The 22,905-nt window shown below is 47.9% G+C and carries 22 protein-coding genes; 14 read left to right on the forward strand and 8 right to left on the reverse strand.

Annotated features, from left to right (window positions below):
• Window positions 1-116 precede the first annotated feature (116 nt).
• The gene (locus AC3RCI_RS02645) at window positions 117-767 is read left to right on the forward strand and encodes a 4'-phosphopantetheinyl transferase family protein (RefSeq protein WP_492527473.1); all 651 of its coding nucleotides are present in this window, start codon (window positions 117-119) and stop codon (window positions 765-767) included.
• Between the two features lie 122 nt (window positions 768-889).
• On the forward strand, window positions 890-2,707 hold the full coding sequence (locus AC3RCI_RS02650; protein WP_492527474.1) for a S9 family peptidase: 1,818 nt from the start codon (window positions 890-892) through the stop codon (window positions 2,705-2,707).
• 118 nt (window positions 2,708-2,825) lie between these two features.
• Here the strand turns inward: AC3RCI_RS02650 and AC3RCI_RS02655 are convergent, their stop codons facing one another.
• From AC3RCI_RS02655 to AC3RCI_RS02670, 4 genes are all read right to left on the reverse strand, one after another.
• A complete protein-coding gene (locus AC3RCI_RS02655; RefSeq protein ID WP_492527475.1) occupies window positions 2,826-3,860 on the reverse strand; it encodes an aminoglycoside phosphotransferase family protein in 1,035 nt (344 codons plus the stop codon).
• Window positions 3,861-3,877: 17 nt separating this feature from the next.
• Window positions 3,878-4,849, reverse strand: a complete 972-nt coding sequence (locus tag AC3RCI_RS02660; RefSeq protein WP_336783715.1) for an SMI1/KNR4 family protein — start codon at window positions 4,847-4,849, stop codon at window positions 3,878-3,880.
• 153 nt (window positions 4,850-5,002) lie between these two features.
• Entirely contained in the window at window positions 5,003-6,034 is a 1,032-nt protein-coding gene (locus AC3RCI_RS02665) for a ribonucleotide-diphosphate reductase subunit beta (protein WP_095291792.1), read from the reverse strand.
• A 370-nt stretch (window positions 6,035-6,404) separates the two neighbouring features.
• A complete protein-coding gene (locus AC3RCI_RS02670) occupies window positions 6,405-8,738 on the reverse strand; it encodes a ribonucleoside-diphosphate reductase subunit alpha (protein ID WP_183525542.1) in 2,334 nt (777 codons plus the stop codon).
• A gap of 753 nt (window positions 8,739-9,491) precedes the next feature.
• Here AC3RCI_RS02670 and AC3RCI_RS02675 point away from each other — a divergent pair.
• Window positions 9,492-9,818 carry an MTH1187 family thiamine-binding protein gene (locus AC3RCI_RS02675; RefSeq protein WP_095291795.1) on the forward strand — a complete coding sequence of 109 codons (327 nt, stop codon included), beginning with the start codon at window positions 9,492-9,494 and terminating at the stop codon, window positions 9,816-9,818.
• Window positions 9,819-9,887: 69 nt separating this feature from the next.
• Here AC3RCI_RS02675 and AC3RCI_RS02680 read toward each other — a convergent pair whose 3' ends face one another.
• Window positions 9,888-10,406: a stalk domain-containing protein gene (locus AC3RCI_RS02680; RefSeq protein WP_492529781.1), complete on the reverse strand. Its 519-nt coding sequence runs from the start codon at window positions 10,404-10,406 to the stop codon at window positions 9,888-9,890.
• Window positions 10,407-10,891: 485 nt separating this feature from the next.
• Here AC3RCI_RS02680 and AC3RCI_RS02685 point away from each other — a divergent pair, with 485 nt between their 5' ends.
• From AC3RCI_RS02685 to AC3RCI_RS02710, 6 genes are all read left to right on the forward strand, one after another.
• On the forward strand, window positions 10,892-10,996 hold the full coding sequence (locus tag AC3RCI_RS02685; protein ID WP_192262833.1) for a sporulation protein YjcZ: 105 nt from the start codon (window positions 10,892-10,894) through the stop codon (window positions 10,994-10,996).
• A gap of 50 nt (window positions 10,997-11,046) precedes the next feature.
• A complete protein-coding gene (locus tag AC3RCI_RS02690) occupies window positions 11,047-11,151 on the forward strand; it encodes a YjcZ family sporulation protein (protein WP_212677023.1) in 105 nt (34 codons plus the stop codon).
• Window positions 11,152-11,385: 234 nt separating this feature from the next.
• Window positions 11,386-11,703, forward strand: a complete 318-nt coding sequence (locus AC3RCI_RS02695) for a hypothetical protein (protein ID WP_183525959.1) — start codon at window positions 11,386-11,388, stop codon at window positions 11,701-11,703.
• A 521-nt stretch (window positions 11,704-12,224) separates the two neighbouring features.
• The gene (locus tag AC3RCI_RS02700; RefSeq protein ID WP_492527476.1) at window positions 12,225-12,821 is read left to right on the forward strand and encodes an RNA polymerase sigma factor; all 597 of its coding nucleotides are present in this window, start codon (window positions 12,225-12,227) and stop codon (window positions 12,819-12,821) included.
• A complete protein-coding gene (locus AC3RCI_RS02705; RefSeq protein WP_336783711.1) occupies window positions 12,818-13,801 on the forward strand; it encodes an anti-sigma factor domain-containing protein in 984 nt (327 codons plus the stop codon). Before AC3RCI_RS02700 ends, AC3RCI_RS02705 begins: the two co-directional genes overlap by 4 nt.
• A 232-nt stretch (window positions 13,802-14,033) precedes the next feature.
• Window positions 14,034-15,557: an HD domain-containing phosphohydrolase gene (locus AC3RCI_RS02710; RefSeq protein WP_154896593.1), complete on the forward strand. Its 1,524-nt coding sequence runs from the start codon at window positions 14,034-14,036 to the stop codon at window positions 15,555-15,557.
• Here AC3RCI_RS02710 and AC3RCI_RS02715 read toward each other — a convergent pair.
• The gene (locus AC3RCI_RS02715) at window positions 15,550-16,203 is read right to left on the reverse strand and encodes a phosphatase PAP2 family protein (RefSeq protein ID WP_492472349.1); all 654 of its coding nucleotides are present in this window, start codon (window positions 16,201-16,203) and stop codon (window positions 15,550-15,552) included. The two genes, AC3RCI_RS02710 and AC3RCI_RS02715, sit on opposite strands and share 8 nt — an antisense overlap.
• A gap of 231 nt (window positions 16,204-16,434) precedes the next feature.
• On the opposite strand from AC3RCI_RS02715, the gene AC3RCI_RS02720 reads away from it, so the two are divergent.
• The 4 genes from AC3RCI_RS02720 (at window position 16,435) to AC3RCI_RS02735 (ending at window position 20,369) form a co-directional block, all read left to right on the forward strand.
• Window positions 16,435-17,850, forward strand: a complete 1,416-nt coding sequence (locus tag AC3RCI_RS02720) for a sensor histidine kinase (protein ID WP_336783709.1) — start codon at window positions 16,435-16,437, stop codon at window positions 17,848-17,850.
• 205 nt (window positions 17,851-18,055) lie between these two features.
• Window positions 18,056-19,216 carry an MFS transporter gene (locus AC3RCI_RS02725; protein ID WP_336783884.1) on the forward strand — a complete coding sequence of 387 codons (1,161 nt, stop codon included), beginning with the start codon at window positions 18,056-18,058 and terminating at the stop codon, window positions 19,214-19,216.
• A gap of 25 nt (window positions 19,217-19,241) precedes the next feature.
• Window positions 19,242-19,922 (forward strand): oxidoreductase, encoded by a 681-nt coding sequence (locus AC3RCI_RS02730; protein ID WP_492527477.1) that lies wholly within the window; start codon window positions 19,242-19,244, stop codon window positions 19,920-19,922.
• Window positions 19,923-19,994: 72 nt separating this feature from the next.
• Entirely contained in the window at window positions 19,995-20,369 is a 375-nt protein-coding gene (locus AC3RCI_RS02735) for a RidA family protein (RefSeq protein WP_127539207.1), read from the forward strand.
• A gap of 106 nt (window positions 20,370-20,475) precedes the next feature.
• Here the strand turns inward: AC3RCI_RS02735 and AC3RCI_RS02740 are convergent, their stop codons facing one another.
• Window positions 20,476-21,234 (reverse strand): TspO-related membrane protein, encoded by a 759-nt coding sequence (locus tag AC3RCI_RS02740; RefSeq protein WP_336783707.1) that lies wholly within the window; start codon window positions 21,232-21,234, stop codon window positions 20,476-20,478.
• 226 nt (window positions 21,235-21,460) lie between these two features.
• On the opposite strand from AC3RCI_RS02740, the gene AC3RCI_RS02745 reads away from it, so the two are divergent.
• A complete protein-coding gene (locus AC3RCI_RS02745) occupies window positions 21,461-22,408 on the forward strand; it encodes an arsenic resistance protein (protein ID WP_336783883.1) in 948 nt (315 codons plus the stop codon).
• Between the two features lie 9 nt (window positions 22,409-22,417).
• Here AC3RCI_RS02745 and AC3RCI_RS02750 read toward each other — a convergent pair whose 3' ends face one another.
• The gene (locus AC3RCI_RS02750) at window positions 22,418-22,903 is read right to left on the reverse strand and encodes an AAA family ATPase (RefSeq protein ID WP_492527478.1); all 486 of its coding nucleotides are present in this window, start codon (window positions 22,901-22,903) and stop codon (window positions 22,418-22,420) included.
• Window positions 22,904-22,905: the final 2 nt, after the last annotated feature.

Consider the following 22,905-nt stretch of genomic DNA (forward strand, 5'->3'; position numbering starts at 1 on the left):
CGCAGGATTTTACGCTAGAAATGGGTTGCTTCCCATCAGGTGCTAGGTCCACAAGTTTTCGGGCAGATGAAGTACACATCTGGACATGTCCTCTTCCTGATCAGGAGGAGGACTCTTTGTCGACATTGGATATGGACATGTTCCTATTAAGTCCGGATGAAAAGGAGCGCGTACATAGAAAAAAGAAGACATCTTTACTTGCAGCCCATAGTTTGGCGATCTCTAGGACTTTTCTGAGATATGTACTGGCACACTACATGAGTGAGAAAGCTTCGAATATTTTGATCGAATATGGTGCAGCAGGCAAGCCATATGTTAAGGGAGGACCTCAGTTCAACCTGTCTCATACTCAGGGAGTATCTGTGCTTGCATTAACTGCACACAACGCTCTTGGCATTGATGTGGAATATCTACGTCCACTGCTACACATGGATGCCATCATCAAGCGATTTTTGACCGAAGATGAGAGACAATATGTACTGGAAAACAGGAGTGAAGAGCATGAAACTAGATGGCGGCTATGGCATGTGCTTACGAGAAAAGAGGCTTGGATTAAGGCTTGTGGTCAGTCGTTGTGCGGACGTTGGCGATCTCTAAACACATGGTGTGCAGAGAAGGATAATCGGGATGTGATGGCGCTTGAGGGACAGCATTATGTGTTGCAGTCACTGGATGTAGGTCAGGGCTACTCCGCCTCCCTTTGCGTGACAGGAAAAAGAAAAATGTCTGTACGTTGGATGAATACAACGGATGGCATAAGAAGTTAACAACAATGATAAAGGACTATGACATGAGTATTGTGTAAACAATGGAATTTACTGTAATATGGACAAATATACCTTAATTCACCACCGTTAAATACTTTTTTTCATTCCCAAGGAGGTTTGTCATGCTTCAGTTTCCCAAACCGGATGTAGAGCAGTATTTCCAGACGTATCGCATTTCGCACTTTGCCGTATCGGCGGACGAGAAACGTTTGTTTTTTGACAGCAATTTGAACGGTGAACCGAATATTTGGGCGATGGATTTGCCGGGTGGCTACCCGTATCCCTTGACGTACTTGAACCAGAGCAGTCAGTTTATCAAGCCTGATCCACTTGGACGCCATATTCTTACGGGGTTTGATCGGGACGGCGATGAGAACTATCATCTATATGCGCTTAAACCGGAGGGTGGCGTGCCGCTGCCCATTGTGCCTGCAGAGCCGAATGACCGCTGTTATTTCTCGGAGTTGTCCGAGGATGGACAGCGACTGTATTACGTGACGAGTGCGGGTAACCCGAATTATCTCAATTCACGTCGACGCGATCTGGAGACAGGCGAGGATGTGCTGTTGTACAGCGGGGAAGAGGCGACGAGCTATTTGGTTGCGATAAGTCCCGACGAGAAGAGCTTCGTCATTGTGAAAATGTATTCCAATACGTATCAGACAGCGCACCTGCACTTGGAAGGGGAGATGATATCCATTCTGCCCGATTCGGAGAGACAGAGCCAGGTATCCGAAATTCTATTTGCAGATGACCATCGCCTTTTGCTCGTCACCAATGATAAGGAAAAATACTCTTATGTGGCTGAATATAGACTGGATACCCGCGAGTTCCGACCTTTGTGCAAAATTGAAGGGGAGGACGTGGAGATGATTCGCTGGCATAAGGCATCGGAGACATTGTACTTCTGGACGCTTACAGGTACAGAAAACCGAATGTACATCCTGGGCAAAGATGCTGAGCAGCCGCGTCGCCTCGACATGCCTTTGGATACGGTAGAACAGACGCGCGTAACCAAAGCGGGCAATGTGTACATTCTTGGCCGGGGCGCGATTCAGCCGCATAATATCTACCGTTTGCCTGCGGGGAGTGATTCTTGGGAATCACTAACGGCCAACCGGGTGACAGGGCTTGATTCGGATGATCTGGTCTATCCTGACCTGATTCGGTACAACTCCTATGATGGGCTGGAAATCGAGGCACTTTTCTTTAAAGCCAAGCCGGAGCAGGCCAATGGTTACACGGTGTTCTGGCCGCATGGTGGACCACAGGCCTCGGAAGCCAAGTTTTTCCGGCCGATGTTCCAGCTGATGCTGGCACAGGGCTATCATATTTTTGCGCCAAACTTCCGTGGAAGCACCGGGTATGGTGCCGAGTTCGTGAAGATGGTAGAGAGGGACTGGGGCGAGGGGCCAAGGCTTGACTGTGTTGCAGGCATAAATTGGCTGTTTGACCAAGGCATCTCCTCACCGGATCGCCTGTTTGTGGTTGGAGGCAGTTATGGCGGGTACATGACGCTGCTGCTTGCTGGTCGCCATCCCGAGCTGTTCCGGGCAGCAGTCGATATCTTTGGGCCAAGCAACCTGTTTACGTTCCTGGAATCCGTCCCTGAGGATTGGAAACCGATGATGGATAACTGGCTTGGTGACCCCGTTCGCGACCGTGAGCGGTTAACGAAGGACTCGCCCATCACTTACCTTGACCAGATGGTGAATCCGATGCTGGTTATTCAAGGCGCGAATGATCCAAGGGTTGTGAAGGCCGAATCGGATCAGATCGTGGCGGCTCTTCAGGATAAGGGCGTAGACGTGGAGTATATTGTATTGGACGATGAGGGTCATGGCTTCTCCCGGAAGACGAATGAGATCCTTGTGTATCGGCGGATGCTGGAGTTTCTGCAGAAGCATCAGGAAGCGCCTGTATCGCAGGCCCAAGCTTAACTTATCGTTTAACAATTTAGTTAGCAAGACAGGATAAAAAACGACCGAAGCAGGGGCAGTTCCTGATTTCGGCCGTTTTTTTGGTTTATTCTTATTCGTTGCATTCAGATCGGTTGCTCTAATCAATCAATCCAAGCACAGAATCGATATAGTGCTGCGCCCAGACTGCAAAAGGCAGATCTGCCTCCCATGTGACCCGATTGGTTGCTTTGGCTTCTCCCCAGACGAGAATACGCTGATACAGCAGATGAATCCCTAAGCGAACGGCAAAGTGTTTGCATCGCTCTTTGTCATCAGCGCAGACAAGTTCCCGGTAAGTGTACAGAAAGCGCTTGGCAAGCTCGGGCTGATTTTTATGTATATACATGGCTGTCATTTTGGTCAAATCTGCCGTACCGTCCCCGAAATAGGAGGTGGTAAAATCAAACAGGCCACTAATGCGCCAGTCGGAAGCATGGTCGCCAACCTTCTGGATGACAAAGTTCTCTACCTTGAAATCGCCCATGACAAATCCCGGAACGGGCATGGCTTCAAACGCAGCCTCTGCAAGCCTAAGCTGTTCGTCCACCCAAGCTATATCTGCATCCGTAATGACAGAGTACTTCTGGGCATCCAGCAGCCAGTGACGGATGGTTCCATACAGCCAGTCAAGATAAGTCCCCGCAAAGGGAACGATTCGTTCGGCTATGGGGTCATACTCGCCTGCATCCGGTACTTTCCATCGATGCAGTTCGATCAGGCTATGGGCGAGCATGGAGGCAATCTCTTCTTGCTCATCCTGTCCGAGTCCAGCCTGGAGCGAAGAATCATACAGGTGTTTTCCCGGTAAACGAGGCATGATCGCATAACTCCAACCCAGCAAGTCCGTGTTTTTTTGCAGCAGGTAGGGAACGGGTACAGGAATGGCGGTGTGCTGAGCTAACTGCTGGGCGAAAAACTGTTCTTCCTGCAGCTGTCCAACATACAACGGGTTGCCTTTCAAAATATACTCCCCTTGAGAGGTCCGGATGAGCAGTGTCTGGCCCATCACTCCCTTTTCGGTTTGTTTGTATTCTTCAAGGATTCCCAGGTCGAATTCATGGAGTGCTTCTTGAAGTGAAGAGAATGCAACATCGCCAATTTGGTGGGTAGCAAAATAAATTCGGGTTGTCATAAGGGCCTCCTGCCGGTTTAGTCCTCGTCCTCTTCGTCCAGATCGAATGTTTCCTCATCCACCAGTCCACGAACAAATGCTTCAAAGCTCGGTGCCAGGTAAGTGATCTCATAGTCATCTTCCTGGTCCACATGGACAACGCAGGGCTCACCTTGCGGACCGCAGAAACGATAATCCAGCATCACGACATCATGACCGGCAGATGGACAGTCACAGATCACAATGCCCAGATCAGGATATCCCCAGTCCTCAATCATGAAGCGACTTCCCATTTCTCCGGTAAGGGAATAGGACTTGTCATTCCCAATGCCCATCATGCCGGTAATGGCGATATGATTTTCCGCCCAGGATGTAGCTTCTTCTGTAGGGAAAACGGTACGTGCAGGAACTCCACCGTTTTGAATGTTCATTAATTGAATATAGGAAGCAGGCAGTTTGTAACCCAGTTCCTGCTCAGTAGAGATGATTTGGCTTTCATCAAAAGGAGAAGAAACATAGCTGCTCTGTGCATAGTCACTCTGCTCCCAAAATGTGGAGGGATCATAGGAGCCTGAGGCCGCTCTAAGATGGTTCTGGATCCCGCTTTGTTCCCATTCAGCCAGCTTCTCTAGATGACGCTGCCGGTCCCGCTGCATTTTTACAACTTTGGAACGGGTTGAATTCAGGAATTCGAGTGTCGAATCATCATAGGGCTGAAGCCGGTCAGCCTGTTCAAATGCTTGCAATGCCTGATCATATAAGGCCATATGGTAATAGGCATAACCCAGACGGAATTGCCAGAGTGGATCCCATTTGCCTTGCTCTTCAACGGACTTAAGCTGATGAATGGCTTCACGGTATTGTGCATTATTGTTATATGCTCTCGCAAGATGACCTGTCAGGTCATAATTCCGATCAGGTACAGGAATCTGTTCAATGCGTTTGATAATGAGACCAAACAGATCCTGGTCATTCCAGGTGTTCAATTGATCAAGCAGTTCTCGTTCCATCCTTTAGCCTCATTTCAATAGGAGATTCAAACCTTCTCCATTATATCCCAGAATTTTCATCCATGGGGAGAAGGGTACAAATCGTAACAAAAACACTCCCATAGAGGGAGTGTTTTATGGATATATTGTGTCTTCTGTATGTTATATCTGAACTTACAAATCGTCGAATCCGTTGTCGTCGCCGACTTTACCATAGTTACGGGATTTCGCCTCGAAGAAGTCTGTTTTTGTTGCATTGAGTGCTTCGTCAGAGAAAGGCTTGATCCAAGGCATGCAGTTTACATCCACGCCTTCGTAAGCTTTATCCATGCCCATGAGACGCAGACGTTTGTTGGCGATGTATTTGATGTAGTCTTCCAACTCGTTCAGGTCAATTCCACGAACATTGCTGAGCGTGTAGTGTGCCCAGTTGGTTTCCAGCTCGACAGCACGGTCGATTGTTTTATAGACATAGTCCATGTTCTCAGGCGTGTTCAGTTCAGGGAAATCAACAAGCAGCTGTTTGAACACTTCAGCGAAGAAGTAGCAGTGCTGATTCTCATCACGCTGAATATAAGAGATCATCTGGCTGGTTGCCATCATCTTCTGGTCACGAGCCAGGTTGTAGAAGAAGGCGAATGTACTGTAGAAGAAAATCCCTTCAAGTACTAAGTCGGCTACCATGGCTTGGAAGAATGTTTGTGGAGACGGCTCGTCCCGGAAGCTTTGATAGATGTCGGCGATAAACCGGTTACGGTCGAGCAGAACGGGATCATGTTTCCAATATTCAAAAATCTCTTTTTGCTCCCGATCGGACACGATGGAGGACAGCACGTAAGAATACGATTGGTTGTGAACGACTTCCTGTTGTCCGATAATGGCTGAGATCGCTTCAAGCGAAGAATCGGTGAAGTACCGTTTAACGTCACCTACAAACATCGTTTGCATGGAATCGAGAACAGCCAGCAGGGAAATGTTGATTTTGAATGTACGCTGTTCTTCCGGATCCAGTTGGGCGAATTGGGATGCATCCTTGGACATTGGAATTTCGTCAGCGATCCAGTGGTTGAGCAGCAGTACTTTGTACAGCTTGTACATATGAGGCATACGAATGTCGTTCCAGTTCAGGATCCCGGAGCATTCACCTTCAATAATTCGAGTCGATTGGTTAGGTGCTTCTGTATTGAAAATTTTCTGTACTTGCATAATCCGTTCACTCCTTGAATGAATTTACACTGTATAACTACGATGACAGAACAACTTCCGATCGCTGTTATCCCCTGGTTTTCTGATTCCTTCTTTCAAAGGGTAAAATCCCGTGATAGCGTATGCTTCCGAAGTAGCTTTCTTTCAGAAAGCTTTTAGGCGAGCGCTTCGCTTCTCCAGCTTTGTTCTGTCCTCTTCGTTATGGTGTAATATTTAGTTCATTTATACATCAGGGTTCTATATGTGGCATCTATATCAACATCGCTGGGATGCTGTGATCGTAATTTGGGCAAAAAAGTACCAGGGCAGCGCCATTTTGCAATCAAAACAGGATGCCCTGGTGGTCATCGTGAATCTAATAATCTATCGATCAGCTTGCGCAGGAGTCACATTCTTCAATCGTCAATGCACGGCTGCGAACATAGTAGGTCGATTTCAGACCCGCTCTCCAGGCATGCAGGTGCAGTTCAAGGAACTCCGTTGCTTTGATATCAGGACGGACATACAGGTTGAAGCTTTGTCCCTGATCGACGTGACGTTGACGGGCAGAAGCCATGTTGATGGAAGCATGCTGATCCACCAGGAAGGCCGTTTTATAGTACCAGATGGTTTTGTCGGACAGGTCTGGTGCCGGGTTGGCAATCTTGTACGTTGTTTTCTCTTCATAGGACAACAGCTCATAGAGCGGGTCGATACTGGCAGTAGATCCGGCAATAATGGATGTTGAACCATTCGGTGCGATTGCGAACAACCATGCGTTACGTACACCGTTTTGCTGAACTTCAGCCTGCAGCTCTTTCCATTGTTCGGTCGTTACGAATTCGCCTACGCGCTCACCCGTCGTGTAATCCCGTTGTTCGAAGTACTTACCGCTCTCCCAGTCGGAACCTTTGAATTTCGGATAGTGTCCTTTTTCCTTGGACAGTTCCATGCTGGCTTTGACGAGCAGATAGTTGATTTTTTCGTACAGGTTATCGTTGTAGGTTACAGCCTCATCAGATTCCCAACGGATGCCCTCAAGAGCAAGCAGGTGGTGAAGTCCGAATGTACCCAAACCTACGGCACGGTATTGGCTGTTGGTATATTGGGCTTGCAGTACTTCAATGTTGTTAATGTCAATGACGTTATCCAGCATGCGAACCTGAATCGGTACCAGACGCTCCAGCACGTTATGAGGCACGGCACGTGCCAAGTGAATGGAGTTCAGGTTGCAGACCACGAAGTCGCCAGGCACTTTGGAAATCACAATGCGTGTTTGACCATCCTTGGTTACAAGCTCTTCTTTTTCTACTACCGTTGCAGACTGGTTCTGCATGATCTCGGTACAGAGGTTGGAAGAGTACACCATGCCATGGGCACTGTTCGGGTTGGAACGGTTAACCGTATCGCGGTAGAACATATAAGGTGTACCTGTTTCGAGCTGTGATTTCATCACGCGTTTCATAATATCGATGGCTTGTACCGTAATACGGGACAACAGTGGGTGGTTTACCGCTTCTTCATACTTCTCGCGGAATGTGCCTTCGCCGAAGGATTCGTCATAGAAATCTTCCAAGCCGAGTGCGCGGCCGTTTTCGTCTTTCCAGCCCATGACCTTTTTCGTTTCATGCGGGCAGAACAGGCTCCACTCACCGCGGCTGGCTACACGTTCCATGAACAGGTCAGGCAGACATACGCCGTGGAATACGTCATGTGCACGCATCCGCTCGTCACCGTTGTTCAGCTTCAGATCCAGGAACGCCAGAATGTCTTTATGGAAGACGTCCAGGTAAACGGCAATTGCACCTTTGCGTGTTCCCAGCTGATCTACGCTTACTGCTGTATTATTCAATTGGCGAATCCATGGGATTACGCCGGAGCTTGTGTTTTTGTGACCACGGATGTCCGAACCACGGGCTCTGACTTTACCGAGGTAAACACCGATACCGCCGCCCATTTTGCTAAGTCTAGCTACATCCGTATTGGAATCGAAGATGCCTTCAAGGGAGTCATCCACTGTATCGATGAAGCAGCTGGAGAGTTGTCCGGCCACCTTTTTACCTGCATTGGACATGGTCGGCGTGGCAGCCGTCATATACATGTTGCTCATCGCCCAATAAGCTTCCTTAACCAGATGCATGCGGTTCTCTGCAGGCTCCTGGTGCATCAGGTACATGGCGATAACCATGTAGCGCTCTTGAGGCAGCTCCATTACTTTGCCGTCAAAGTCGTGTGCGAGATAGCGTTCTGCCAGTGTGAGCAAGCCAATGTAGTCAAAGAGCAAATCGTTGCGGTAATCAATGCATTCCGCCAATTCGTCAATTTGTTCTTTGGTGTAGCATTCCAATAGTTCTTCACGGTAGATGCCTTTTTTTACAAGGTCTACAAGGAGAGGATGGAATGCACCGTAAGGCTCGTCCGGATAAGATTTGTATCTACGGTTGGTAGCCGCTTTTTTGTAAAGGGACGTAAGCAGCGAGCGTGCCGCCGCGAATTTCCAGTTCGGCTCCTCTTTGGTTACCAGTTCCAGTGCGCTCATCATAAAAGCGTTACTGATCTCGTCTCCGGTTACTTCGTCACGACGAAGTTTGCTGTTAACCCCGCGTACCAAACGTTCCTTGTCCAGCATGTCCAGTCCTTCCAGGATACGGTCGGCATATACCGAGATACGCATATCGTCAAAGGCAAGCTGGCGGTTGTTCGGCTTGATCACAACTTGTGGCATGAATATTCCTCGCTTTCGCATGATTAAGAGATAAATTGGAAAATTCTTATATAAAGAATTGAGTGTCTTCTTACGGTGAGAAAAAAATAGGTACATCAGGGTGGACTGCGGTGGTGACAGTTTGCGCATGCAAAGACCCCGTAACATAGGAGCAGCTTCAGAACATGATCATATAAAAAGCACTCCCCGCCTGACGGCCTGAAAATGCCCATGAATGCACTGGCTTCCTGACAGTCGCAAATGGTATGTCGACCGTAAGGTGCTATTATGTAAGGTTATGTCCATATCTAGTTGCGACTGTCATAGAGGCAACCGGGTGCAGTCCAAACAGCCCCGTTAACCTCGGCGTCAGTTCTGTTTCGAGAAATCGATTTTCACCTACAGGGACGTGCCTTTAAAGGTGATTCCATCCTGTTTTTCGCGAGATTGCAGAAGATGACTTTCAGAAGTGGGGAAACGCTTTGTCACTACATTTTGTTGCTGTTATCCTACTCTAACCCAACATCTTGTGTTTGTAAACAGGTTCAGCACACTAAAACGTAATTCCGAGTATACCATTTACGGCATGAATCCGCAAAGGAAAAGGACTGGAAGATTTGAAGATTATTCAAAAAAAATTTTTGTCCAAATGGAATGACGTCTTCACGTCAGTTTGAATTGTGATGCCTTCAACTGTTAAAATAAAAATAGTCAAAATTGCGCTAAATATAGCGACAACGGTAATCTACGAAGCAAAAAGGGAGGCGGAGCAGGATGGCAATAGCAGAAGTGACCGTAATTCCAATTGGAACAGGAACGACCAGTCTAAGCAGTTATGTGGCCGATATGCAGGCCGTATTGGAAAACCAGCGTGGCATTACATATCAGCTGACTTCAATGAGCACTATTATCGAAGGACCGCTGAACGAGGTCTTCACAGCCATAGCGGCTCTGCATGAAGCTCCGTTTCTATCGGGGGCCCAACGGGTCTCTACATCCGTCAAGATTGACGATCGGCGGGATAAACCGGATGCCTCCAGCATACAGAAGCTGCAATCTGTTCAGGACAAGCTGGCATCCCGTGAGGTACGTCCGAATTAGGGGTTAGAATGGGGATTGGGTTGAAAAAAAAGGAGATCCTTTTTCAGGCGCTCCTTTTTTTTTATGAGGTTATAGCAAACCGGCTCTTTTCAAATCAGTTCTATTTAGAACGATTGAACCTAGGATTTTTTTGTATCGAATAGTTTTGCCAGAAGGATCTGCCACCACTTTCTCTTCATTCTCTTTTAGATCATTTGTGGTTACATTGAATACTAGTTTGGAGTTTTTTGTAACACTATACACATTTGCTGCATCTGGTTTAAGATCAATCTGATATCCATTAGAAGAGGACAAGTCAACTAAAGTAATCCAATCTGCTTGAGTTTGACTCTTTGCAGAGAATTCGATAGAGCGGGTCGCACTTGCGTAATTTACTTCATAACCAAGAATTTTGGCAGCTTCACGAAGTTGTAGGTATGTATTGCCCTTATAAAGTAATTGATCGGATGTTACCGATTTGGACTGACCGTTAACAATGAATTTGAAGTTCGCCAACGTTGCTTGCACCTTTTGGGAGGTTGCAGCCACAGCCATGGAAGAAGAACCAACTAACATTCCTATAGATAAAGCAAGAATAACTTTTTTCATTTTCACCTTTATCATCAACTCCTATGTAAATGTGTTATACCTGAGAATAATACCCTAATCAGGGATGATTGACACGGGTGAAATATATTATTTTTTTACTTCTTAAGAATCATTATGAATACGATTTATCACGGGGAGTTGTACTTAAAAATAAACTAAATATATAGTTGAAGTGTAAAATTGGTTCTTACGATTTGTGTTAATAAAATTATGATTATGACGAGGGGACTATGTGATTTCGTGTTTGTGATAACTAAATGAGGCAGGAAATGAAAAGAACTCAACCTTCTAGGTTGAGTTCTTATTTGTGCAAAGTAAAAAAAACAGAACAAGAATAAGAACGTAATAGGGAGAGCCAAGCAGCTTTGCATCATCCTCTAAATCAGCACTCTTTTTGGACATCAGCCCATTTTTGTCTAGAGCCCGGTCTGGGAAAGGACTTCTGCATATAGTGAACTGTACCTCAAATCAAAGGAGGGTTTTACATGAGTGGAGTTGTAGGTGGATACGGCGGAGCATGGACATCGACTGGTGCCATTTTGGTACTCTTCATCCTGTTGGTCATCATCACTAAATCTTTCTGGGTATAATAGCGTTTATTAGCCCCACACACGAATTCTCTGGTAAAGGAGGGTTCTCCATGAGCGAAGTCGGAGGCGTAGGATACGGCGGCTGGACATCGACTGGAGCCATCTTGGTTCTGTTCATTCTCCTCGTCATCATCACTAAATCTTTCTGGGTGTAATATAGCGAGCTCTGCCGGTTAACCGGCAGGGTTTTTTTGGCTGTGGACAAGCTGGGCGGGTGGCTTGGATAGAAGAAGCATACATAAATTTAGATTGAAAAAACACAGGTATATCTCCACGCCAATCCAAGGCGAAAAGTGCCCATTTTATCCAAATGAGGGCCATAGCCCGGTCCAACCGTAGGCAAAATACATAGCTTAGGGGTGTAGGCAAATGCTAAGGAGGAATGAACAATGAGCGAAGTTAAACCGAATTCACCGAACGGACAGGGACACGTATACGGACATATGGGAGGTCATGAACAAATGCATAGTTACCCATACACAGGTCACGAAATGTACGGTTACGGATGTGGAACAATGCCGCTTGGATACGGATATGGATACGGGTACGGACACCACGCGAACCAGGCTCCAGTCGTGCACGGTTATGGTTACAGCAAAGGCTGTGGAACTTCTTATGGTCACGGTGGGGGAAGCTGGGGATCCATGGGTACCATTCTGGTGCTTTTCATCCTGCTCGTGATTATCTCCAAAACCATGTTCATCTAAGTGAAAACTTTTCGACAAAGCTCGGATAATTAAATTTAAAAATATGTAATCAGACATGGAAAAGCACCCGGAACCCAATTCCGGGTGCTTGGTTTGTGTATGTTTTCAATCTTCTCAAGAATAAGTGACTTCCAAAACAACAAAAGCCCTACCTCTCTTTTGTCCTTGCGGCTCCGATGACCGCGCCAGTGTGAATGGGAAAATCTTGTGAAACTCTGTTATACCGGGTTATTGTGATTCAGGTTCTTCAATCTCCATAGGTTGGTTGTACATATTCGCTGCGGTCGCAGCATGAAGAAAATATTCCGGGGTTAAAAGAAGATAGAAAATCAGTTGAGGTTTAATACCAACTTTAAGAGTATACCACAGTCTGTAATTTTTTGCAAGATAAAGGAAGGGTGAAGTGTGTTGCGAGGAAAATTCATGAAAGGTTTTCAGATTTTTTCTTCCATAAGGTAATCCTCTTCAAATGTTTTTTCGTAGGTTATAATGTTGAGGGAGATCAAGAAAGGGGCCCTCGCATGACTGAATCAATGGAGGACAGCAGGTTAATGCAACAGATCGCAGAGAGGGATACATCTGCACTGGAGCTTTTATATGACCGCTATGAGCGGGCAGTGTATTCGTTTGCCTACCGGATCGTAGGTGATCCAATGACGGCAGAAGAAACGGTACAGGAACTGTTCCTGCGAGTCTGGAATAACGCAGAACGATACGAGGCCTCCCAGGGGAAGCTAACCACATGGATGTTTGCCATAACGCGAAACATTGCAGTGGATATGCTGAGGCGCAAATCGAAAGGTGCCGCGACAATGGCGGTAGAGAACGAATCTCTGGCAGCGTATGCCGACGAACAAACCAATACGGAACAAGAAGTGGAGCGTAAGTGGGAAGGAACCCGAATCAGGGAAGCCTTGTCTCAATTGAATAGCGATCAGCAGCAGGTTATTGAATCCATATATTACGGGGGATTAACGCAGCAGGAAGTATCCAGCCGATACGGGATACCGCTGGGTACGGTCAAGAGCCGGGTCAGGCTAGCAATGAAGCAGCTTCAGAAGCTGCTAGCCGATGCTGAATTGCAGCCGGACGCGGGAAGGGAGGGCATACATCCATGATAGAGCGACATGAAGAGTGGTCTGATCTGGCACCGATGTATGTGCTGGGCGGACTGGAAGCCGAGGAAGTGGAAGCATTTGAGGCACATATGGCTACATGCGAAGCATGCCGCCAGGAAGTGAAAGAATTGCAGGAAGTCACCGGCTCCCTGCCACTCGCGGCGGAACCAGTTGCGCCGCCGCCGGGAATGCGGGCACGTGTGCTGGGCAACGTGCTCGGCAGCGCGCAGGAGAGCGCCGAGGCGAAGCCGGCGGCTGCTCCTGCGGAGCCTGAAGCACCCGAGGTGCTTCAGGCAACCCCGGCGCCGCAGCACGCAGATGCGGCGCAGCCCGGGCAGGGCATGCCGCCGAACACGGCGGTGCCTGCAGCCCGGGCAGAAGAGGCTGCACAGGCACAGCCGTGGCAGCCGCAAGGGCGGGCGCGTGCACGCAGCAGCCGCGCCTGGCGCGTGGCCAGCGTCGGCCTTGCGGCGGCGGCGCTGGTGCTCGGCATCTACGCTGCGCAGCTGCAGAGCCGGATCGATGCACTCACGCAGCAAGCGGCCGGCTCATCAGCTGCACAGGAGCAGCTCGCACAGGCACAGGCGCAGAATGAAGAGCTGCAGCAGCAGCTTGCGGCTGTGCAGGAGCCATCGCGCTCCGTGCGCATGGGCGAAGCCGTGAAGCTTAGCCCTGCAGCACAGGACATCGTGGCGAATGGACTGGCGACCATCGTCATTGACGATAAGGGTACACATCTGGTTGTGCAGGCAGAGAATCTGCCTGATCTGGAAGGAAACGAAGCATTCCAGGTATGGCTGATCAAGGGGGATACACCTCAGAATGCCGGAACGTTCCTTAGCCATGATGGCACGGGTGCGGTGTACTACACATTGGATTCAGTCAATGACTATGACACAGTTGCCATTACTCTGGAACCGGATGCGATGGGCGACCAGCCTCGGGGGACGATGATTCTGGCTGCCAAGATTGAAGGATAAATAGAATAAGTGATGATACGAGGCTGTTTCCTGGGGGAAACAGTCTTTTTTTAGCTTGGAGCATGACTACAAATGGAGATATGCACATAGTGTAATATGCCAGAGATGAATGATTGTGAAGATCATTAATTTTTTGACGCGGCTTGACCGATAAAAAATAAAGGCAATGCCCTGAATCTCCCCCTTACATTAATCGGGAGAACTGGTTGCACATAGAGAGTGAGGGGTTTGGGTGGAGATATACCGTTCATTTATCTTTCGTCTGGTGCGCAATTATCTGGTAGGCTCACTCGCAGCCGTATTTGTTGTTGGTACTGTGGTGATGGTCTCTACCTTGCAAATACCAACTACTGAGCTTGTATATTTGATTATGATTGTGTTTATTTCCCTTCTGTTTATGTTCGTTGCAGAAGGTATAGCTTTACGAATTCAGCTTAGACCAATCAGGCAGTTTTTTGCTCAGGAGCGTTACGAGCGGGCAGAATTGAGCCGAATGTATGAGGTGATACACCGTTTTCCGGGGCGGACCATCTACAGGGTCATGGGGCCCCATCTGCTGGGATTTTCATTGCCAGCTGCAGGGTTAACTCTATGGATGCTTACAGTGGGTTGGTTGGACTTTCCGACAAACTATGTTGCCGTGGCAGCGGCTTGTGCCATTTTGATTGCCATCATGCATGCGTTAATTGAATATTTCCTGACAGTTCGGGCGATTAGACCGCTTCTGATGGAGGCCCGCCGCCGAGGTAAACAGCAATATGGCACCGAGCCGTCATTGGGAGGACGTGTACTCGTATCCATTCAGCGGAAATTTCAGCTAAGCACGGCCCTCATTGGATTATTTCCGCTATTTCTGTTTTTCCTGGCTACATTTATCAGGCTTCAGTATATGGATCAGGAGTTTGCGAAAGAGTATATCCTATGGGGGATTATCGTTGTTGTGCTGGGGGCTGGCTTTGCCTTGGTAGGCAGCTGGCTGCTGATCCGGGATGTCCGTGATCCAGTCGCAGAATTAACAAAAGAGATGAACCGAATTCAGGAAGGGGATCTGGGCAGAAGAGCGCCTGACCTGTATGCAGATGAGTTTTCGGCTCTTATTTCCGGGTTTAATATGATGATTAATCGGTTGGAGATGAGGCAGGAACGTAATCGGCAGCTGCTGCAGAGCTATTTTTCCACGCTGGCTGCTGCACTGGATGCGAGGGATAAGTATACGGCCGGACATTCCATGCGGGTGGCCGAGTATTCACTCATGATCGGCAAACTGAGTGGTATGAGTGAGGAGCAAGCAGATTTGCTGTACAAATCCGCGCTTCTTCATGATATTGGTAAAATCGGAGTGCCAGATGAGGTTCTGCTCAAGGACGGGAAACTGAGTGAGGAAGAATTCGCAATCATTCAGACCCACCCGGTACTGGGCGAGAGCATTTTATTACAGATCGAACCGATGGATGCAATGGCTGATTTTTTGCCGGGCGTGCGGTCTCATCATGAACGTTACGATGGAAAAGGGTATCCGGATGGCAAAGCGGGCCTAGAGATTCCGCTCTTCGGGCGGATTATTGCCGTTGCGGATGCCTTTGATGCCATGACCTCGGATCGTCCATATCGAAACGGCATGAGTCATGAGAAAGCGCTATCTATCCTGGAAGAAGGAAAAGGGACCCAATGGGACCCTTATTTTGCAGGCTTGTTTATAGAAGAGTGGAGAAGGAAAGAGCATCTCCACGGTTCGTCGGAGCGAGGGGTCAGTTGATCCCCTCGGTCCACTTTGACCCTTTCCGGCGCCGCCGGTGTAAGGACAGTCCGGTGATAATGGTGAAGATGCACTCACCAAGGACAATTGCACCCAGAGCATCATAGATCACATGCTGCTTAATCAGCAGGGTGGACAGCACAATCAGCGTTGCGCCAGCGGCTACGAGCCATTTGACATAACGGCGAATGCTCTGTACCGAGAGAACCGCTCGCATCACGAGATAGGAATGAAGTGCATGAATGCTTGGGAAGCAATTATAAGGGCGATCCTGACTATAGAGCCATCCCAGGACGGATGCGCCTAGACCTGTACCTGTAATTTCTGGTCTAGGAACACTGGTCTGAAAGTTGAAATAAATCAGATAACAGATCCAGACACAGATGTTCATGGACAGCAGTACACGATAATAGGTAAGTCTGTCTTTGGCACAGAGGTATGCCAATACACCGAACACAAATGGGTACCAGCCCAGATAAGGAAGGGACATTCCGGGTACGAAAGGAATGAGCCGATCGATCGGGGAGTTGAGCACGGCGAATCCGCGCTCAGGGCTGTTAAGAACATCATATAACAGTCCCATGACAGCCAGAGAAAGCATCAAGCTTAATGACAGCCAGTAGGATTTGCTTTTTAACGTTTGCACTACAACGTTTCTCCTTTCAATCCAAATCCGTCAAGGAAGTGGATCACAGCGATAAATTAAACAACACTATATTCTACTATGTTTCGAGCACAAATTGAATCCGGATTTGTGTATTTTTGTGTATTTTTTTGATGTGCCAAGAATGTCGAAGGCTGTATGGGCATGATATGATAGAAGTACATACGGACAATGGTGTGTCTACGAACAAAACGGGACAACAGGAGTGAGTGAATGCAATTTTCTAAGATGTTCGTATTAAATATGGGGATGCTCATCACCATAGCCTATCTGGCTAGTGTGTTCTATAAATACATTGTGATACGTGCTTCCTCCAGATTTAAACAATGGAGCTCCGTGCTTGTTCTTATTTTTGCGGGTTGGATCAGTACGGTATTTGGCTTTCAGCTAACGGATGAAGTGATTTTTGATCTCCGGTTTGTCCCATTAATCATTGCTGTTCTGACCTTCAGGCAGTCATACAGTTTGATTATTATTGGTGCCGGGATTGGCTTGTCCCGATTAACCTTTGGCATCAATGAGGCTACGCTGGCGGCTCTGGGCAACATGGCGATCCTTGGAGTGTTATGTGCAGGGTTAAATATATGGATGAGACGCAGTGACTACAGACTCATTATCAAGGGCGTGCTGGTTATCGTGATCGTCAATGTCGTCAACAGCATCAACATTGCGCTGCTTGGCGTCTTTCCTCCAACGTATTTTTTCTCCCATATTATGCCCTACACGCTTCCTACCGGTATTTTACTTAGTCTTATTTTTGCTTTTATCCTGCGGGATTTCCAGAATGAACAGAATCGGATTCTGCTTATCCAAAGTACCAACCGCTTATTGTCTGAGCAGAAGGAAGAGCTGCAGAGGGCCAAAATTGTACTGGAAGAGCGAGCCAAGCAGTTGATGCTGGCTTCGCAGTACAAGTCCGAATTTCTCGCCAACATGTCGCATGAGCTGCGAACACCGCTCAACAGTGTGATTAACTTTGCCCAGATGATTAGTGAAAACAGCGATACGATGGACCAGGAGGATATTGCTCGGTTTGCGGCGATGATAGACCATTCCGGCCAAGAGCTGCTTACGTTGATTAACGATATTCTGGATTTGTCAAAAGTCGAGGCTGGGCGGCTTGATATCGTTTATGAGGATTTTAGTGTGTCGCAGCTCGTTGAAGATGTAATGAGTCACTTCCAGTTGGTGGCGGAGAAAAAAGGAATTCAGCTGCTGATGGAGAAATCGCCTGACGCACCGGAGACCATGTGGTCTGACCCACAGCGTGTGCAGCAAATTTTGCGTAATCTGATGTCCAATGCCATCAAGTTTACGCATAAGGGAGCCGTACAATTGACGGTAAGCACCGAACAAGTGGACGAGCCTGAACGTTCGGGGAAATGGCTGGTTTTCTCGGTCAAAGACACGGGAATCGGCATTCCTGCAGATAAGCATCACTCCATTTTCGAAGCTTTCCAACAAGCCGATGGATCGATCAGCCGCAAATTTGGCGGCACAGGACTTGGCCTGTCCATCAGCCGGGATTTGGCGCGTTTGCTGGACGGATCAATTCGGCTTGAAAGTGTTGAAGGCGAGGGAAGCACCTTCCGGCTTTACCTTCCCTTAAACCATGAAAAAATGAGTTGACAACCCTCTTGCTGTGAGTAGAATTTGTGGTGATAACTAGCATCGACCGGTAGTCACAGCCCGGTCTAAGGAGTGTATCCCCATACAGAAGATGGTCAAGGTTAACCCTCCCTCGTTTGCAGGCAAACGTCGCAAGGGTTCGACACAACGTATCAACTTATCGATCGCAACATGGGAGGGTGTACCGGCAATTATATTGCAAACATTGCTGGGTGGACCATTCTTAACGGGATTTCTGCTGTACCTTGGGGCCGGGTCAAGACACATCGGTTTTGTACTCGCCATAACCACGTTTGTGAATATCGCCCAGATTGGAGCAGCCTTCTGGATGCAGCGTATCCGCAGCCGGAAACGCATGCTGCTGTTATTCGTTGGAGTACATCGCATCTTGTGGAGCGCCACTGGATTAATTCCCTTTCTCTTCCCGAAAGAGTGGTGGGTAGGCGTTTATATTGGAATGTACACGGTTGCGTTCATATCCAATACCATCGGGGGCATGATCTGGACCTCTCTCATTGGGGACATCGTACATGCCAAAGTGAGGGGACGTTATTTCGGCATTCGGAATACAATCCTGAATGCACTTGGAAGCGTATGCTTGTTTGTGGGAGGTATCGTTTTGGACCGTTTTCCGGGCGAGATGGGCTTCCTGATTCTGTTTATTCCGGTATGGATCTGTGCGATAGCGAATATCGTGATCTATTTCTTTTATCCGGATGTCCCCTTTGAACGTTCGACCGAGACGGTTTTCTGGCGGATGCTGAAGAAGCCGTTTCAGGATCGGTCTTTTCTGAAGGCTGCCCTATTTCTGGCGGTTTGGTTGTGGATTCAGACTCTGATCGTTCCGCTGTATTCATATGTAATGCTTGACTTGCTTAACATTAATTATCAGATGGTCTCTCTCATTACGGTGGTACAGACCATCGTCATGATGGCCGGATTCTATATTTGGGGTAATCTGAACGCACGATTCAGCAACAAAACCTTATTATTTTGGACATTGCCAATCATCGCACTCTCTTGTCTGTCCTGGGGTTTGATGTCGTTTATGCCTGTTTTGATCGCGCTCTTTTTGTCTCATATCTTTCTTGGTGTCGGTGTCGGAGGATTTAACCAGCTGGCCTTCAACTTTACGATCGGAGATACACCCAAAAGTGAGAGACCGATGTTCGTCGCCGTTTACTCAGCCTTAACGGGGGTAACGTCGTTCCTCGGACCACTGATTGGCGGTTGGTTGTATGAGAAAATGGAAGAGTGGCCGGAGACGCTAACCTGGATGGCTACCTATGGGTTTCAGGTAGGTATTGGTGTTACCATGCTGATTCTTGCTTTTACGCTGGGACGCCGGGTACTTCTGAGATCGTAATCACAGATGAAATGGAGGGATGAGTATGGAAATTAGCGGGCGAAAGGCCCTTGTAATCGGGGCCACGGGTCTGGTGGGCAGCCTGCTCGTCCATCGTTTGCTTCGGCAACCGGAATATGGATTAGTTCGTATTTTGGTCAGGAAGCGACTGGACCTTGAGCATCCCAAGCTTGAACAGTATGTGGTGGATTGGGATCAACTGGGAGACGCCAAGAATTTGTTTTACCCCATGGATGACTTATACTGCTGTCTGGGCACGACGATCAAAAAAGCAGGCAGTCAGGAAAATTTCCGCAAGGTCGATCTTCACTATCCGATAGAGGCAGCCAAACTTGCGAATGAGCAAGGGGTGTCCCAGATGCTGGTGATTTCTTCCATGGGAGCGAATGTGGGCTCGGGAGTGTTTTACAGTCGAACCAAAGGGGAGATGGAGGAAGCTCTATCCTCGGTTGGTTTACGCTCTTTGCATATCTTTAGACCCTCTCTGATTTTGGGTGACCGCGGAGAAAAGCGTGTTGGAGAACAGCTTGCTGCCCGCCTGATGACGTTCATGGATCGCTGGATGAAGGGGAAAGCTGCCAAGTATCGTGCAATACATGCTTCAACCATCGCCAGGGCTATGATTAATATTGCGCTTGTCAGGGCCAAAGGCAACCATGTCTACTCCAATGAAGTGATTCATGCACTTGGAACAGAGAATTCCTGAGATGTTTCTTGGCAGGAGAGGATCATGGTATAATAAGCTTCAAAACTTGAGAACATGAAGGAGAACCAGCCCATGAAAAAACCAATTTCTACAGATCAGGCTCCAGGTGCTATCGGTCCATACAGCCAGGCTGTTGCTGCAGGTGATTTCGTCTATACATCCGGTCAGCTTGGCCTGAATCCCCAAACGGGAGAGTTCGGCGCAAATGTTCAGGAACAGACCCGCTTGTCCTTAAGTAACGTAAAAGCAATATTGGAAGCAGCAGGCACAAGCATGGATAAAGTCGTAAAAACGACTGTATTCCTGAAAGACATGAACGATTTTGTTCCTGTGAATGAGGTATACAGCACATTTTTCGAACAGCCTTACCCGGCACGCAGTGCGGTTGAAGTAGCTCGTTTGCCGAAGGATGCGCTTGTGGAGATCGAAGTTATCGCCCTGAAATAGAACGGGAGCACCCTTTTCTGAGTGTTACAATACATAAAAAGCCGATTCCGAATGAGTTGACCGGAATCGGCTTTTTTCAACGACGTTTACAAAGGACTCTTTCCACTTAATCACGGTCCTGATTACGGGCGAAGAAGAGATATACGGCATAGATCGCAAGCACGATTGCAAGGATAATCGCCGTATAATAAACGGAGGAAACGTCTTTCTGCTTAAGTGCGATGGCAATGTATGCCCACGTAAATACAAGCGGGTAGATGCTGTCCCGATAAGGGAAGCTCACTAATACAGCCAGCACAAGACCTACAATGAGCATGATGATCGTCCAGGTAGGTTCGCTGATACCGAAACCATCCCAGCCAATTTTGTATAATAGAACAGCTGCATTAATAATGGTCGCGACACTAACCCATCCGAGGTAGATGCTGAATGGCAGTTTAACCAGCCAAATCTCCGCTGTTGTTGGGAGGGTGATGGCACGCGTTTTGAGATACAGCATGATCAGGCACAGCAGAAGCAATACAATAATAAGCAGGGCGAGGCCTGTCTGAAGATTTTGAAAAGCGAAGATCCAAGCTACGTTAAAGACGCAGCTTGCCAGAAACCAGTAACCGAGCCGGGTGATGGAATCCCTTTTCCACGATGACGGAAGAAACTGATAGATCACGAAGCCTGCAAGCAGCAGATAGATCAATCCCCAGATGGAGAAGGCGTACCCTGAAGGTGTAAGCAGCACGGGATACATATCGGATACTTCCTTGTTGGTTCTCCCGCCGATGGGTAGAGAATTCGACAGGTAATTCACAACGATAACTGCGATAAATCCAATCGCGTTTAACCATTTGTACGGATTGTTACGAGACATTGTACATCCTCCTTGGTTTACAAAAGAATAAATGAACCACGGGTCAGTCTACAATGAATATACCCAATTCTTCCACATTCTAATAAGGAGCCGCAAAAAATTCACAGGATGCATGATGGATGACCCGTATTTGCTGCTCCCAGATCCATGCTCTGTCCAATGTACGCGTAATGAAAGAAGAATATGCCCCAAATAAGGAGGATGAAGTGTGCTTACAAGAGAGACCATGGAGAAGCAGCAAACCTGGTTCTATATCGTTGCACTGCTTATTGGTGCAGCCATTGGCCTGGGAAACGCTGAATGGGGATCGGCTTTGCGTGACACTGTTTCACCCGTGCTGGCCATTTTGCTATACAGTATGTTTACACAGATTCCTTTTTTGCAGTTGAAACAATCGTTATCCAATCTCAGGTTTATCGGTGCTGTTTTAGCCGCCAATTTTGTCGTTGTACCTGTGATCGTATCGCTGCTAACGTGGATATTCCCGCAATCGCCTGCGGTTCTCATCGGCGTGTACCTGGTGCTGCTAACCCCATGCATCGATTATGTCATTGTTTTTACCCAGCTAGGACGCGGGAATGAAAAGCTTATGCTGGCTGTAACGCCAATCTTGTTCGTGGTGCAAATGGTATTGCTGCCTTTGTATTTGTGGATACTGACCGGGGAAGAGGCAGCCCAGCTGATGAAAGTGGGGCCGTTTGCAGAAGCATTCCTGGTTCTCATTGTTATACCATTACTCCTGGCAATCCTTACTCAAGTGTGGTCGAAGGGGAGAGCGGCTGGGGAAAAGCTGATGGATACAGCAGCCTGGCTGCCAGTTCCGATGATGGCACTGGCGTTAATTGTGGTGGTTGCCTCGCAGATTGGCAAGGTGTACTCAGACTTTGATATTGTCGTGAATGCCATACCTGTTTATGTGTCTTTTTTGATATTGATGCCATTTCTGTCTCGCTTGGTGGCAATTCTGTTCCGATTGGACATCGGTGCCGGACGTGCGCTGATCTTCAGCTCGGCGACCCGGAATTCACTCGTCGTGCTGCCGCTGGCGCTTGCACTCCCGGAAGAATGGGCTACAATAGCTGCTGCAGCCATCGTAACCCAAACCATTGTCGAATTAGCGGGAGAGTTAATCTACATCCGTTTGGTGCCTTCATTTTTCATAAGAGATAAATGAGATAATCATTTAGGTTGTGCTTCGCTTACAAGGTGAGGCAGCTATACGCTCAAGCTCGTCGGTCACTTCCTCGATGGATTTGCGCGTGTCGATCTCAAACGTCGATCCGGCACGCAGCAGCGGCTCTACCGTATGCACATAATGAATAATCTCTTCCCGTTCAGCCTGAGTCTTTCCGTAAGGATTGTTGTGACGGGAAGATACTCGTTCCAAAATAACATCAAGTGGTGCACTTAATAAGACAATTGCATCAAACAGGGGGTAAAATTTTCCTTGGTTAGAAACTGTACCTGAAATAAATAGCGCTCCTTCGTTATGCCCTGCAAGAAGTGCCGTGATCCGTTCTTCGTTCCATAACCAACCGGTGCCGTCTGCGTTCTCGCTCCACTCCCCGTAATCGGTATCCACTACACGATGTCCTTTCCGGGCCAGTTCGGCCAAGGCTGTTGACTTACCGGTACCCGACATTCCTGTAATCAAAATTACTCTTCTCATAT

The sequence above is a fragment of the Paenibacillus sp. MT124 genome, assembly GCF_058792755.1.